The organism is Sulfitobacter undariae, from assembly GCF_014196805.1.
Taxonomy (GTDB): Bacteria; Pseudomonadota; Alphaproteobacteria; order Rhodobacterales; family Rhodobacteraceae; genus Sulfitobacter; species Sulfitobacter undariae.
Genome location: NZ_JACIEI010000003.1, coordinates 44,981 through 58,640 on the forward strand (window position 1 = coordinate 44,981; position 13,660 = coordinate 58,640).

The following is a 13,660-nucleotide window of genomic DNA, read 5'->3' on the forward strand; positions in this document are numbered from 1 at the left end:
CCCAAAAATCGAATCTCATTGAGGAGAACGTTGATTTTTTGACGTAATTATTGACGCTGCTTATGGAATGTCGAGTAAAGTGAGGAGTGTGCTTTAATCTATTGGTATCGTTGTTAATTGTTTATAAACATGTTCGATGTGGAGTTGGGTGGTGCTTGTTCATAATGTGGATTAAGTTTAACGGCTACTAAATTGATATTATGCCTAAAAAGACAGTTGCGCTAATACTTCTTGATGTTGAGGAATAAAGCGCAGATTTCATCAAACACACGTGTTCGGATGGCGGGCGTCTCGAGAAGAATTTCGTGTTCGCCGCCTTCCACAATGTGAAGCTGTCCGCCATTCCAGTTTTCCATTCGGGCGTGGACCCGTGGTACATCAACGATCCGTTCATTGCTGCCGACATAGGCTGCACAGGGTAGGTTTGGCACGGCCCGCAAAGACAGGTGCCGGGTTTCGGCAAGTGCCTCGCGCAGCCAAGTATAGCTGGGCCCGCCCAGTTTTAAGTCGGGATGTGCGGTCAGTTGATCGCGCATCATGTCGTACATTTCTTCGTCTGTGGTCAGCGTATTGTCGTCAAAGGGGGCGCTGAGCACATAAGGGGTGGAGATGGTGCTGGGAAGCAATCGGTGCCCTTGGTTGAAGTGGGGCATGAGGGTGCTCAGGGCGCGCGCAGGCAGCCGCATCAGGGGCGAGATGTTGATCCCCCACATCGGGCCAGTAAAGGCCGCAGCCTGAACCGTTATGCCCTCAATGACGGCGCGCAACCCGATGCAGCCGCCCATCGAGTGGGCCAATAGAAAATAGGGGCGCGGCAGATTCAGGCTGCGCGCCACACGCATCATTGCGGCCACGTCTTTTTGGTAGTCGGTAAAATGTTCGACGTGGCCGGTAAGTGGGTCATCAAGGAGGCGATCAGCCAAACCTTGTCCGCGCCAATCGATGGCGATTGAGGCGAGGCCGCGTGCCGCTAGTTCTGCCGCCGCGCCCCCGTATTTTTCAATGTATTCAGTACGACCAGGGAAAATCAGGACTGTGCCACGCGCCCCCTTTTTATCCCAAACGCCCAGCCGGACCCGAACACCGTCCGAGGTTTCCGCCCAATAGGCTGTTGCCGGATCAGGGCCGGGGTGGATATCGGTGAAAAGGGGCGCGGGCGTCAGGGTCATGCGATCATTGAGATTATGCTAGCGTCGAGGCGAGCTTCATAGCCATGCCCATATCGCCATCGATCTTCAATTTTCCTGTCATGAATGCAGACGTCGGGTTTGTGTCGCCGTTCATCATGCCTTGGAAGGTGTCAGTATCTGCGGTGAGGGTGACATCCGCCTCTTCGTCGCCTGCGCGTACGCCGCTGTCGTCAACCATGATGCAGCCTTCGCCTTCGATTTCGAATTTGACGGTGCCGCCAATTTCAACATCAGACATCTTTGTAGAGAGTTGGTTTACCGCTTCGTTAATTACTTCGCTCATTTTTAGCCCTTTTTTGGCAAATGGTGATGGACCTACTGGAATTTGGTCCATCACCTGTTACATTCACTTTTGTTATGCTTATAAAAATCGTCAACCTCAAACATACCGTCGCGGCAGTTGGTGCAGTTGTGTTGCTCAGTAACCCTGTGTTTGCACAGGATCGACTGGATGAATTGCTGGAAACGCTACGTACGTCTCCTGCCGAGCAAGCGCGCGCGGCGGAACGCGATGTTGAGCGGGAGTGGTCGCGCTCGGGGTCGGCAGCGATGGATTTGTTGCTCAAGCGGGGGCGTGATGCGCTTGCTGTGGGGGAATTCGCCGAAGCGATAGATCACTTTACTGCGCTCACTGATCACGCGCCAGAGTTTGCCGAAGGATTTCACGCCCGCGCAACCGCCTATTACCGGGCTGATCTATATGGTCCTGCTTTGGCTGATTTGGAAAGAGCGCTTGAACTTAATCCAAGTAACTTCAATGCGATATACGGCCTTGCTGTCATGTTCGAGGACCTGAAAGACACGCGCCGTGCCGCAGATCTTTACCGCCGTGTTCTGGCGCTAAACCCGCATCATGAGGGCGCTGAAAAAGCCCTTGAGAAACTGAAGTCCGAAGGTATCGGGCGTACCCTCTAATAGTGGTGAGGAATTTGCGGTGAATACGCAAGGCAGGGTTGTGGCCGTATTAGGCCCGACCAATACGGGTAAAACCACTTATGCAATCGAGCGGATGTTGGGGCATCGGACAGGGATCATTGGTTTGCCTTTGCGCCTTTTGGCACGTGAGGTCTATGACCGCATTGTCGCTGTGCGCGGTCCCTCGGTCGTGGCGCTGATTACAGGTGAAGAGCGGATCGTACCGCCGCGTGCCCAGTTCTGGGTCTGCACGGTTGAGGCGATGCCCGAAGGCATGGGCGCAGATTTCGTGGCCGTGGATGAAATTCAACTTTGCGCAGATCCCGAACGGGGCCATGTGTTTACAGATCGGCTTTTGCGCGCCCGTGGCCTGCATGAGACGTTGTTTATGGGCGCGGATACCATGCGCGGTACGATTGCGGCGCTGGTTCCCGAGGCACAATTTGTTCACCGCGATAGAATGTCTGAATTGACCTATGGAGGTCAGAAAAAGATAAGCAGAATGCGCCCGCGCAGTGCAATAGTCGGATTTTCTGTTGAGAATGTATATGCCATTGCCGAGCTGATCCGTCGCCAAAAGGGCGGCGCAGCCGTGGTTATGGGGGCGCTAAGCCCGCGTACACGCAATGCGCAGGTCGAGATGTACCAAAACGGTGAGGTGGATTATCTTGTGGCGACGGATGCCATCGGTATGGGCCTTAATCTGGACGTGGATCATGTTGCCTTTAGCAGCCTGAGCAAATTCGACGGGCGGCGGATGCGGCCACTTGCGCCAAATGAGCTGGCGCAGATTGCGGGTCGGGCAGGGCGTGGCATGAAGAATGGCACGTTCGGGGTGACAGGGGATGCGCCGCCGTTGGACGATGCTGTGGCACGGGCGATCATGGATCACCAATTTACACCGCAGAATAAAATCAACTGGCGTAATCCGCGTTTACAATTTGGCACAATTGCCAGCCTGATCAAATCGTTGGAGCAAGCGCCCGATCATGAACGGCTTGTGCGGGCTCGCGAAGCGGATGATCTGCGGGCGCTGAAGGCATTGAGTGGCGATGCCGAGGTTGCAGCGCGGGCAACTGACGGGCAGTCGGTCAAATTATTGTGGGATGTTTGCCGAATCCCTGATTTTCGCGGGATCAGCCACGCCGAACATGCAAACCTGCTGGAAATCATCTATAATCACCTGCACCAGCGCGGAAACATCCCTGATGACTGGCTGGCGCGACAAATAAAGCTCATTGATCGAACCGATGGGGACATTGATGCGTTATCAAAGAGACTGGCGTTTATTCGAACCTGGACATACGTTACCCAGCGCAAAGGTTGGACAAATGACGAAAACCATTGGCGCGGGCAAGCGCGTGCCGTAGAAGACAGACTGTCGGATGCTCTCCACGAGCGTTTGACCCAAAGATTTGTAGATCGGCGTACATCTGTATTGTTACGCCGGCTAGGACAGAAGGAAGCCATGGTGGCCGAAGTTAATAGCGATACCGGTGAAGTAACCGTTGAAGGCGAATTTGTAGGCAAGCTGGACGGTTTCCGTTTCCGCGCAGACAAAGGGGCCGGAACGGCAGAAACGAAAACGATCAAGACAGCTGCTTTGCAAGCGCTGGCACCGCAGTTTCACCTGCGTGCGGATCGTTTCTATAATGCACCGGACACGGAGATCGATTTCACCGAGCAAGGTGGCCTCATGTGGGGCAGTTCTGCTGTGGGCAAACTCGTGGCTGGGGCTGATGGCCTCAAGCCGCAAGTCGAAGTATTTGTGGATGATGTGGCAGGGCCAGAGGTTGCACAGAAGGTGCAGCGCCGCTTGCAGCATTTCATTGACCGCAAAATCGCGGCGTTGTTCGAGCCGCTGATCGCGCTTCAAAAAGACGAAGCGCTGACAGGTTTGGCCCGTGGCTTTGCCTTCCGTCTGGTTGAGGGCTTTGGCCTGCTGCCGCGTGCGGATATTGCTGAAGAAGTAAAAGCACTGGATCAGGATGCACGTGGCGCGCTGCGCAAACATGGCATCCGTTTTGGCCAGTTCACGATCTTCCTGCCGCTGTTGTTGAAGCCAGCACCCACGCGGTTGCGTCTGGTCTTGTGGTCTTTGACCAAAGGTTTGGCTGAATTCCCCGAATCACCTCCTCCGGGCATGGTGACAATTCCCGTTGATGCCAGCGCACCTGCTGGCGCTGACACAATGTCTGGCTACCGCAATGCCGGCACCCGTGCGATCCGCATCGATATGTTGGAGCGTCTGGCGGATATGCTGCGCTCCGAAGATTCGCGCAGCGGGTTTGAGGCGAAAGCAGATATGCTGTCGATTTCTGGCACGACGTTGGAGCAGTTCGCTGATCTGATGAAGGGTCTGGGCTATAACGCCGAAGCTGGCTCACGCGCCAAAGTGAAAGCCGTGACTGCCGTTGTACCAGAGGCGGCCACGCAAACCGCTGAAGACACGCCTGTGATGGATGTTGCGGATACGCCTGCTGAGGGTGCGATTGTAGATACTGATGCACAGCCTACAGAAGAAGCGCCAATTGCTGCGATGTCTGAAACAGAGACACCTGTTGGTGAAGCAGCAGATGCCGAGGTGAAAGAAGTAGAAATGGAAACATTCTACACCTTCACATGGGCGCGTGCGCCACGCCGTCAGCCTGCTGGCGGTGACCGTCCTAAGGGCAAAGGCAGACCTGCGCCGCGCGGTAAAAAGCCTGCGCGTGACGGTGGTAAAGGCAACAAGAGCCAGAATTTCTCGGCGCGTCCACCAAAGGCCGAGAAAAAGATCGATCCCGATAACCCGTTTGCTGCGGCTCTGATGGGCCTCAAAACAGACAAGTGAGCGATCAACCTGCGGAGAAGCTGCGCCTCGACAAGTGGTTGTGGTTCGCACGGTTCTTTAAAACACGCACTCTGGCGGCAAGCGTTGTCGCCGGAGGAGCAGTCCGCATCAACGGCACCCCCGCATCCAAACGCAGTACAACGATCTCTGCTGGTGATGTTCTGACCTTTTCAAAAGACGATCATATTCGCGTGATCCGCGTAGAAGAATGCGGCACAAGGCGTGGTCCGGCCCCCGAAGCCCAAGCACTTTATACGGATATGGCCCCGCCCGTGCGCAAACCGAAGGACTTTGTTCCTGTAAACCCAGCGTTTGAGGGAAAAGGTCGTCCAACCAAGCGTGACCGCCGACAGCTTGATCTTTCTAAGGCGCGCCACCTTGAATGATTGCAGTAGCTGATCTAGCTAGAGCCTATTCCACCCATACAGAGACATTCTTCCATGACCTATATCGTGAACGACGCCTGCATCGCCTGTAAATTCACCGACTGTGTAGAAGTATGCCCTGTGGATTGTTTCTATGAGGGTGAGAATACGTTGGTGATCCATCCTGATGAATGTATCGACTGTGGCGTTTGTGAGCCTGAATGCCCCGCTGATGCGATCCGTCCCGATACAGAGCCGGACATGGAAAAATGGGTTGAATTCAACCGCAAGTATTCCGAGCTGTGGCCGGTGATCATCAGTAAGAAAGACCCGCTGCCCAATGCCGATGAAATGAACGGCAAAGAGGGTAAGATGGATTTATTCTCCGAAGCACCGGGTGAGGGCGGCTGAGACAGTCCCCTACCGATTCGGTTTCGATTTAGTAAAAATGAAACATTTCCTATAATTTCGACGTTTTGCTGCCCTTTCGGGGGGGGCGATTTTATGTTATAGTATATGCAATGACACTTTGTTTCACATATCCAAACGCCGAACTGCCACGGCGCAACTGACCATTCAAAATTTAACGTAATTCTCTCAGGCTGTGGCCTATCTGATTTGCGTGTCTTTGTGCGCCGCCCCTTTGGGCAGCGCCGCTTTAGGAGCCTAAACAGTATGACCAAATCGAAAAAGCTTGATTTCCGCCCCAATGAATTCGTCGTTTATCCTGCGCATGGCGTAGGCCAGATCGTTTCCGTTGAAGAGCAGGAAGTCGCGGGCATCACGCTGGAACTGTTTGTGATCGCGTTTGAGAAAGACAAAATGACTCTGCGCGTGCCCACGCACAAGGCCACGGAAATCGGGATGCGCGCGCTCAGCTCACCTGACGTGATTGCCCATGCCATGAAAACGCTTAAAGGCAAGGCCAAGGTCAAGCGCGCCATGTGGTCGCGCCGTGCGCAAGAATACGAACAGAAAATCAACTCGGGTGACTTGATCGCCATTGCCGAAGTTGTCCGCGACCTGCACCGCACCGATGACCAACGTGAGCAGTCTTATTCCGAGCGCCAGTTGTATGAAGCAGCGCTTGAGCGTCTGACACGTGAAGTTGCGGCTGTTTCTGGCGGCGATGAATTGGCTGCGGCCAAACAGGTTGGTGACGTGCTGGACAGCCGTATCGCTGCCTAAGCTTGTTATACAGAATTGAGAGCCGCGTCTGACACCCTCAGGCGCGGCTTTTTCGTGGGTTATAACAACAGGGCGGCGCAGACCATTAGGATTGCGGCTTCGCTGATCTGCTGGGCGGCGCCTAACACATCGCCGCTTTGGCCACCGATCTTGCGTTTGGCCAAGTGACCCACGCCAAAGGTGACGCCAGCTGCGATGCTGAGCGCAATAATTCCGGTTTCCCCAAGACAGAGCAAGGCGATCACAGCGGCAATGCCACAACTCAGTGCCACGCTGAAAATTGAGGGGCGGCCAACGCTATGGGCCAACCCGTCTTGGCGGGCGTGGGGCAGGGCGTACATCAACACAGGCATCGTGACACGTGATACTGCGGCGGCGGCGAAAATGGGAAAGAGGCTGTTGTGTTCTAAAAGGGCGGCAATTGCCGTTAAACGCAACGTGAAAACAGTGAGCAGAGCCAAAACGCCGTAGGTGCCGATCTGGCTGTCGCGCATGATCTCTAACCGTTGGGATGGGATGAACCCTCCCCAAAAACCGTCAAAGACATCCGCCAGCCCGTCTTCGTGCATGGCTCCCGTGATCATGATCATCATGGCCAATCCCAGCGCTGCGGCTGCGAAAGAGGGTAAACCAGTCAAAAGCGCCAGATGTGCGGTCAGCCCGCCCGCTGCGCCCACAGCCAACCCGACCAAGGGATAGGACCAGACTGCTTGCGCCCCATCGGCAAAGGCAGAGGCGGGCAAGCGAGGAAGCGGCAGCCGCGTAAGAAGCACCGCAGCGAGCCAGATTTGGCGGATCGGGTTCGGTTTATCCATGAGATTTGCCCTTTCAGCGCTTGTGAGCCGCGCCTTATTGGATAAACAGACCGTAATGAACTGGCAATGAGGGTTTCTAATATGGCTGAGTTTTCTGATCTGGACGGGTTTCGCGCAGTCCTTGCCGAAATGCCTACGATTGACGCTGCTGCGCATGCAGGGGCGGTTGAACGGAATACCCAGCTCACCAAACCTCCCGCTGCCTTGGGACGACTAGAGGACGTGGCGCAATGGTATGCAGGTTGGCGCGGCGATGCGCGGCCTAAGATACACGCACCCCAGATTATTGTTTTTGCCGCAAACCACGGCGTCGCTGCGCAAGGCGTTTCTGCCTTTCCACCAGAAGTGACCGAGCAAATGGTGCTGAACTTCCAACATGGCGGGGCGGCAATCAACCAACTGGCCCGTGCTGCGGGGGCTCATTTGGATGTGCATGCGCTGGAATTGGATCGCCCGACCATGGATTTCACCCAAGGCCCTGCCATGTCCGAGGTAGATGTCGTTGCGGCGCTTGCTGCGGGATGGGATGCGGTGCGGCTGGATGCAGACCTGTTGGTGGTCGGCGAGATGGGCATTGGGAACACCACATCGGCGGCCGCACTTGCCGCGGCGCTGATAGGGGGCGACGCTGCAGATTGGACAGGTCGGGGCACCGGCGTAGATAATGCCGGACTTGCCAATAAAATCCGCGTGGTTGCCGAAGGGCTGGCGCTGCACCAAGGGCAGGGCGACGGGGTTGAAACTTTGCGCCGTCTGGGGGGCCGCGAGCTGGCAGCGATGGCGGGGGCAATTGCCCGTGCGCGCAGCCTTCGAATTCCCGTCATTCTAGACGGATTTATCTGTACAGCCGCCGCTGCCTGTCTGGAGTACACGATGAAAACTGCGCTTGATCACTGTATTGCAGGACATCTTAGCGCTGAGGTCGCGCATGGGCGCATGTTACAGGCCTTAGACAAAGAACCGCTGTTGGAGTTGGGGCTGCGGCTGGGTGAAGCGTCTGGCGGGGCGCTGGCCATCAGTATCGTCAAAGCAGCGTTGGAATGTCACAGCGGGATGGCCACTTTTGCAGAGGCAGGCGTGAGCGGCGCCTGACCCTGCGATAGCGTCAGTGATTGGTGTTTTGATCCTCGTCCGAACGGTTCAGAAACGCGGTTTCCAGATCTTTGGCCAGTTCTTTGGCCCGCGCCACATAGGCTTTGTTGTTTGCTGGTTCGACCTCGGGGTCCCAGAGACTTGCCAAGTCGCGCACAGACATTCGGTCATGATTATAGAACAGACGCTGCGCTTCGGCGGCTTCATAGTCGGACAGGCCGAGGTTCTCTAGCACGTACCGCCCTGCGCGTAGCGAGCTGTCGAACATCTCTCGGACAATGTCATTCGCGCCAGCCTGATATAGGTGATAGGCATCTGTTCGGTCATGGGCACGCGCGACGATGTGCAAATCTGGCCGCTGGCCCCGCGCATAGCGCACCAATGCTCTGGCTGCTTTCTGATCGTCGAGGGCCACAACCAAGACACGCGCATCCGCCAAGCCAGCTTTGCGTAAAATATCGGGACGTGTTGGATCACCAAGAAACGCTTTGAACCCGAAACGTCGCATCACGGCAATGGTATCAGGGCTGTGATCCAGGACCACGGTTTCAAAACCCGAAGCCTGCACCAGTCGGTTCACAATCTGTCCGAAACGGCCAATGCCTGCGATGATCACAGGGCCTTCCTCGTCGATTTCATCGTCAGGTGGGCGCACAGAAGCATCAATGCTGCGCTTGGAAATAACTTCATAGAGGATAAAAAGCAGTGGCGTGATCAACATGGTGAGGGCAATCACCAGCAGTAAGGTTTCGGCCACGTCATCGGGAATAACCCCCGTGGTCACCGAGAAACTGACCAGCACAAAGCCGAATTCACCTGCTTGGGCCAAGCCCAAAGCAAACAGCCATTGATCGCGCCCGCGTAGTTTGAACAGGCGCCCCAAACCGAACAGAATGACACCTTTCACAAGTATCACCAGCAATGCCATGCCGAAGATAATCACAAAGTCGGACGCAAGAAGTTCAAAGTTGATGCCCGCGCCAACAGTGATGAAAAACAGCCCCAGCAACAGGCCTTTGAACGGTTCAAGGTCGGTCTCTAGCTCGTGGCGGAATTCGGAGCTGGCCAGAACCACACCCGCCAAAAAAGCGCCCAGAGCAGGGGACAGCCCCACCAGCATCATGGTGAAGGAAATGCCAACAACGATCAAAAGGGCCAAGGCGGTATACATCTCGCGCAGGTTGGCGGAATGGATGTAGCGAAAGACAGGACGGGTGAAAAACACGCCCATGAGGATGATGCCCGCAATGGCGCCCAGCGTTACCAGTGTAACGCCCCATGCAGGCAACCCGTCAATAAAGCTGAATGCGGCATCGGCGGCAGCGCCACCGTGGTCACTTGCTTGGGCTGCTTCACCTGCGGTGGTGATCTGAATAGAGCCGTCTGGCGATACGGTGGGCTGGGGCAGGGTTACAACAATCAGCGGCAAAAATGCCAACATCGGGATGACGGCAATATCCTGAGACAGCAAAACCGAAAAAACCGAGCGGCCGCCAGCAGTTTGCATCAGCCCTTTCTCGGACAGGGTTTGTAGAACAATCGCGGTAGAGCTAAGTGAGAGAGTGAGACCAATCGCCAACGCCACACCCCAAGGCTGGTTATAAGCCATCGCAATGCCCATGATGGCGAGGGTACTCAGGCCAACTTGCAAGCCGCCAAGGCCCAGTAGCTTGTGGCGCATGTCCCATAGTGCTTTGGGTTCTAGCTCAAGCCCAATTAGGAACAACATCATCACAACACCGAATTCGGCAAAATGCTGCAAGTCTTTTGTTTCGGCTCCGACCAATCCCAACACAGGACCAATCAAAATACCCGCAGCGAGATAACCAAGAACAGAACCCAAACCAAGTCGGGCGGCGATGGGAACAGCGATAACGGCAGCGGCAAGATAAATCGTGGCTTGAAACAGAAAACTTTCCATGGGGTCCTTGAGGTAATAAACGAATATTCGTGATCAGGTGGGCAGCGGCCCATCGTGCTTAAGCTGATCCATGACAATTTGGCTATGAACACGCGCAACGGCCTTATGCGGCAAAAGCACCTCGTGAATCAGCCTGTTGAGGGCGGGCAGATCTTCACAATAGACGCGTAGCAGATAGTCTGCATCCCCCGTCATGGTCCATGCGCTGACGATTTCAGCGCGATTGGCGATCAACCGCCCAAAGCTGGCTGAATGTTCTGGTCCATGTGTTGAAAGGTGAACCTGCACAAACCCCTGAACGGTCAAGCCAAGCTGCCTTGCGTCTAATCGGGCTGTATAGCCGCTGATCACGCCTTCCGCTTCCAGTTTTTGGCGGCGTCGGCCTGCTTGTGATGCAGAAAGGTTAAGCTGCTTTCCCAATTCATCAGCAGTCAGGTGGGCGTTCTTTTGCAAAGCGGCCAAGAGGCGCTTGTCTATATCGTCGAGCATGGCGCGGGGCTTTCACGTGATTTGAAGCAAATATGCGTGATCTATGCGCGATGTACCATAGACGAAGGTATTATAGGGGGATGTCGTACCGTGATATATTTACGGTATCTTCAAGACAACGTTTTTGCCGTTTTTGGAATAGCGCAATTCTGCGTTCCCAATCGCCGAAATTCGCCCGCCGTCGATGCGGTCGCCGACGCTGACTTTTTGATAGCGGCCGTTTGACAGCCGGACAAGGGCGCGGCGGCTGGATGGTTTGCCGTAGACGCCGATCAAATTGACGCGCCGCAGGTTAATGGCGTTTTTCGTTGTGGCGCTGCGTGCAACCGATGTTCTGGAGGGGATATCCGGGGTTACTGTGCGCGGTGCAACACTGGCAGCCGCAGCCACACGCGTTTCTTCAACAGGTGCTGCGCGTTCTGCACGTTTCACGATGCGGGAGAAGTTGCGCGGACGGGTATCGGGGCGTTTGGATTCTGCCGTCGCAAGGCGCGTGGCATTTTGAACTGGAGGGGCCACCGCATTTGTGTCGGGCAGGGCAAGAGCGGCAGCCGCCGCCGCGGCGGCAGTTGCCGCTGCTGCTGTCTCAGATTCACGGGCTGCGATTTCTGCCGCAGCTCTTTCTTGGGCCTGGCGTGCACGGTCTTGTAAAGAGTTAGGGCGGAATGAGGGGCGGAAAGCGGCCAATTCAATGCGTGATATGCCCCCCAGTTGGGCGCGCTCGGTCCGTTCTGCGAGATCGGTTGGGCGGCTGTTCGGGCGAAACCCGAGGAGCGGCGAAACGACTGCAATAGCGGCCGCTGTTTCCTGCGACAGTGCCGTAGAACGTAGCGCGCTGGCGGAAGGTTTGAGAGGTGGGCTTGCTGCAACCAGCGTGTAACCCCCCGGAGCAACCACGCCTTCAGGTGTGGGAACAATCAGGCCAGCAGCGTTGATATCAGTGCGCTGGCCGAAAGGTGGTGGTGAAACCATTGCGGCCATTTGGACATCGGTTGAAAAATTGCTTGTTGCTGGCAGCGCAATCGCATCGGTGGCGGCGCTAACAGGATCAAGTGAACTGAAATAAACGGGTTCAATCGGCGTCTCTGGTTCGGTCAGAGGTGTCGTTGGGGCGAGTGGCCAAATGCCTGTAACAGCATAGCGCGCTGCAGCTTCTTGCGGGGTGATCACAGGGAGGTCTGGTTCGGTGCGGGCGTCTTGCAAACTATCCAATACGGCTGCGTCTTCGGCGGATAACACGGGATCAAGTGCCGCAATCTGGACCGCCTCAGGATCTGTCGATGCTGTTTCGCCGTCGGGTCCACGGATGATTTCAGGGGTGATCTGGTTCTCGGGCGCAGAGGCGGCGGTCCGCGATTCATTGTTGCGTAAAAGGCCCGCAATGCCGTCATCAAGGAAGACAGCAGCCCATGCAGCCACACCAGCAAGAAACGCCAGCAGCACAAACATCATGATCAGCCCCAAGTAACGAGGCTTGCCACCGATTTGGTCAGATCGTGATCCGAAAACAGTCATCCGCTCGGCTTCGACTTTCGCGGGAGATGCCTTTGGTTCGGCGGCGGTTTTGGTCAACCTTGCAGCGGGCCCCAAGCGGCGTTTCAAAAAGCCGACTTTTGCTGGCGCAGGAACATCAGAGTCGATTGCTGGGCCTGGGTGGATCAGTGAGCTGCTATCAGGTTTGGGGGGCGTAACAGCCAGTCGAGGTGCCCCGTTCGGCAGTTTTGCCGAAGGGCTACGGCGGCTGGTGAAACCAGTTGCTGATGCGGGATTGTCACCAGCCCAAACTCTTCTTGTGCCAGTTAGTTTTGGTTTTGTTGGTTCTGGGAACGCTGCAGCTTGCGCAGATTTTTCATCTTGATCTGAGCCAGCTGAGGGCGAGATGACTGGTGGGGTTGGAGGGGTAGGCGAGGAAACAGGTGCTTTGGGTGCCGCTGTTGTAACCGGTGCCGATACAGATGGTGCTGAGGGGGGGGGCACCACTGGTTTATCAACCTGTGGTGTTTCCACGGCGTTGGCAGCTGGCTCGGGAATGGGCTCAGGTGTTGGCGCAGGCTTGGCCTCTTCCGCTGCAACTGGCGCGGGGCTTGGCGTGGCTGCGACCGGTAAAACCTCGTCAGGCCGCTTTTCTGGTTCCAGTGGGGTTTCGGCTTCGGGGGGCGATGCTGGCTCGGTTACAGGCGCAGGTTCTGCGTCGGGGGCAGGCGCGGCCTCGGCTATGGTGCCGATAACAACAACCGCAATGCCATCGGGTTCGACAGTTTCGTCTTGCTCCAAAAGATCGGCGGCTGCTTTTGCTGTGCCAAAAAACGGTTCACCCAAATAAGGAGAATCGCCATCTGGCACTGCGACAAAGCTCACGGGCTGAAAATTATGCTCGACTGCAAATGATTCTGCTTCTGCAAGCGTTTCTAAAGCGACAGCCGCGATATGGGTTTTTGCGCCGTCATTGCAGATATCAAAGGACAGATCGGAAACTTCATAAGGTGTGGCACCTTGCAAAGCGACCTCGGCGGCTTTGCGACGTGCGGCGTCGCTCATGCCCATTGTATCAAGGGTCAGGTATTTGATCTGATCTTCCGGAATGATCAGCTTACTGCGCACGCCCGTCGGTTCAAGGCGGTCTGCGACTTCGCGCAGCGCGGCCAATTCACCCGCGAGATCATCGGCGGTGAAAGGGACGACACCGACCTCACGCCAGCCACCGGCAGCGCGGTGTAGCACTGTGATGCTTTCGGAAGATAGGGAAAGGGCAAAATTAGGCTTCATGCACTGCCTTTATTACGGTTTGTTGAACCAATACTTCATACCATTACACGATACCCCACAGGGGCCAGCAAGAAAAGGTCTGCAAG

The 13,660-nt window shown here is 55.8% G+C and carries 12 protein-coding genes; 6 read left to right on the forward strand and 6 right to left on the reverse strand.

All coding sequences use genetic code 11. From position 1 onward, the window contains the following. Nucleotides 1-221: 221 nt before the first annotated feature. Nucleotides 222-1,169, reverse strand: a complete 948-nt coding sequence (locus tag GGR95_RS05995) for an alpha/beta fold hydrolase (RefSeq protein WP_184563840.1) — start codon at nucleotides 1,167-1,169, stop codon at nucleotides 222-224. 13 nt (nucleotides 1,170-1,182) lie between these two features. Next, nucleotides 1,183-1,473, reverse strand: coding sequence for an SCP2 sterol-binding domain-containing protein (locus GGR95_RS06000; protein ID WP_184563842.1), 291 nt, complete (start codon nucleotides 1,471-1,473; stop codon nucleotides 1,183-1,185). 74 nt (nucleotides 1,474-1,547) lie between these two features. Between GGR95_RS06000 and GGR95_RS06005 the strand changes: the two genes are divergently transcribed. The 5 genes from GGR95_RS06005 to GGR95_RS06025 all read left to right on the forward strand — a co-directional run bounded on the left by GGR95_RS06005 (nucleotide 1,548) and on the right by GGR95_RS06025 (nucleotide 6,491). After that, complete coding sequence (locus GGR95_RS06005) at nucleotides 1,548-2,105, forward strand: tetratricopeptide repeat protein (protein ID WP_184563844.1); 558 nt, start codon at nucleotides 1,548-1,550, stop codon at nucleotides 2,103-2,105. Nucleotides 2,106-2,124: 19 nt separating this feature from the next. Next, complete coding sequence (locus GGR95_RS06010; RefSeq protein WP_425506382.1) at nucleotides 2,125-4,938, forward strand: helicase-related protein; 2,814 nt, start codon at nucleotides 2,125-2,127, stop codon at nucleotides 4,936-4,938. After that, nucleotides 4,935-5,324, forward strand: a complete 390-nt coding sequence (locus GGR95_RS06015; protein WP_184563846.1) for a S4 domain-containing protein — start codon at nucleotides 4,935-4,937, stop codon at nucleotides 5,322-5,324. Before GGR95_RS06010 ends, GGR95_RS06015 begins: the two co-directional genes overlap by 4 nt. A 54-nt stretch (nucleotides 5,325-5,378) precedes the next feature. Beyond that, on the forward strand, nucleotides 5,379-5,714 hold the full coding sequence (gene fdxA, locus GGR95_RS06020; protein ID WP_184563848.1) for a ferredoxin FdxA: 336 nt from the start codon (nucleotides 5,379-5,381) through the stop codon (nucleotides 5,712-5,714). Nucleotides 5,715-5,978: 264 nt separating this feature from the next. Further along, on the forward strand, nucleotides 5,979-6,491 hold the full coding sequence (locus GGR95_RS06025; RefSeq protein ID WP_184563850.1) for a CarD family transcriptional regulator: 513 nt from the start codon (nucleotides 5,979-5,981) through the stop codon (nucleotides 6,489-6,491). A 59-nt stretch (nucleotides 6,492-6,550) separates the two neighbouring features. Here GGR95_RS06025 and cobS read toward each other — a convergent pair whose 3' ends face one another. Next, the gene (gene cobS, locus GGR95_RS06030) at nucleotides 6,551-7,306 is read right to left on the reverse strand and encodes an adenosylcobinamide-GDP ribazoletransferase (RefSeq protein WP_184563852.1); all 756 of its coding nucleotides are present in this window, start codon (nucleotides 7,304-7,306) and stop codon (nucleotides 6,551-6,553) included. A gap of 81 nt (nucleotides 7,307-7,387) precedes the next feature. On the opposite strand from cobS, the gene cobT reads away from it, so the two are divergent. Next, nucleotides 7,388-8,398: a nicotinate-nucleotide--dimethylbenzimidazole phosphoribosyltransferase gene (gene cobT / locus GGR95_RS06035; protein ID WP_184563855.1), complete on the forward strand. Its 1,011-nt coding sequence runs from the start codon at nucleotides 7,388-7,390 to the stop codon at nucleotides 8,396-8,398. A gap of 13 nt (nucleotides 8,399-8,411) precedes the next feature. Here the strand turns inward: cobT and GGR95_RS06040 are convergent, their stop codons facing one another. The 3 genes from GGR95_RS06040 to GGR95_RS06050 form a co-directional block, all read right to left on the reverse strand. Continuing rightward, nucleotides 8,412-10,319: a cation:proton antiporter domain-containing protein gene (locus tag GGR95_RS06040; protein WP_184563857.1), complete on the reverse strand. Its 1,908-nt coding sequence runs from the start codon at nucleotides 10,317-10,319 to the stop codon at nucleotides 8,412-8,414. Nucleotides 10,320-10,352: 33 nt separating this feature from the next. Next, nucleotides 10,353-10,808: an Lrp/AsnC family transcriptional regulator gene (locus GGR95_RS06045; protein WP_184563859.1), complete on the reverse strand. Its 456-nt coding sequence runs from the start codon at nucleotides 10,806-10,808 to the stop codon at nucleotides 10,353-10,355. A gap of 99 nt (nucleotides 10,809-10,907) precedes the next feature. After that, nucleotides 10,908-13,574 (reverse strand): hypothetical protein, encoded by a 2,667-nt coding sequence (locus GGR95_RS06050; protein ID WP_184563861.1) that lies wholly within the window; start codon nucleotides 13,572-13,574, stop codon nucleotides 10,908-10,910. Nucleotides 13,575-13,660 lie beyond the last annotated feature (86 nt).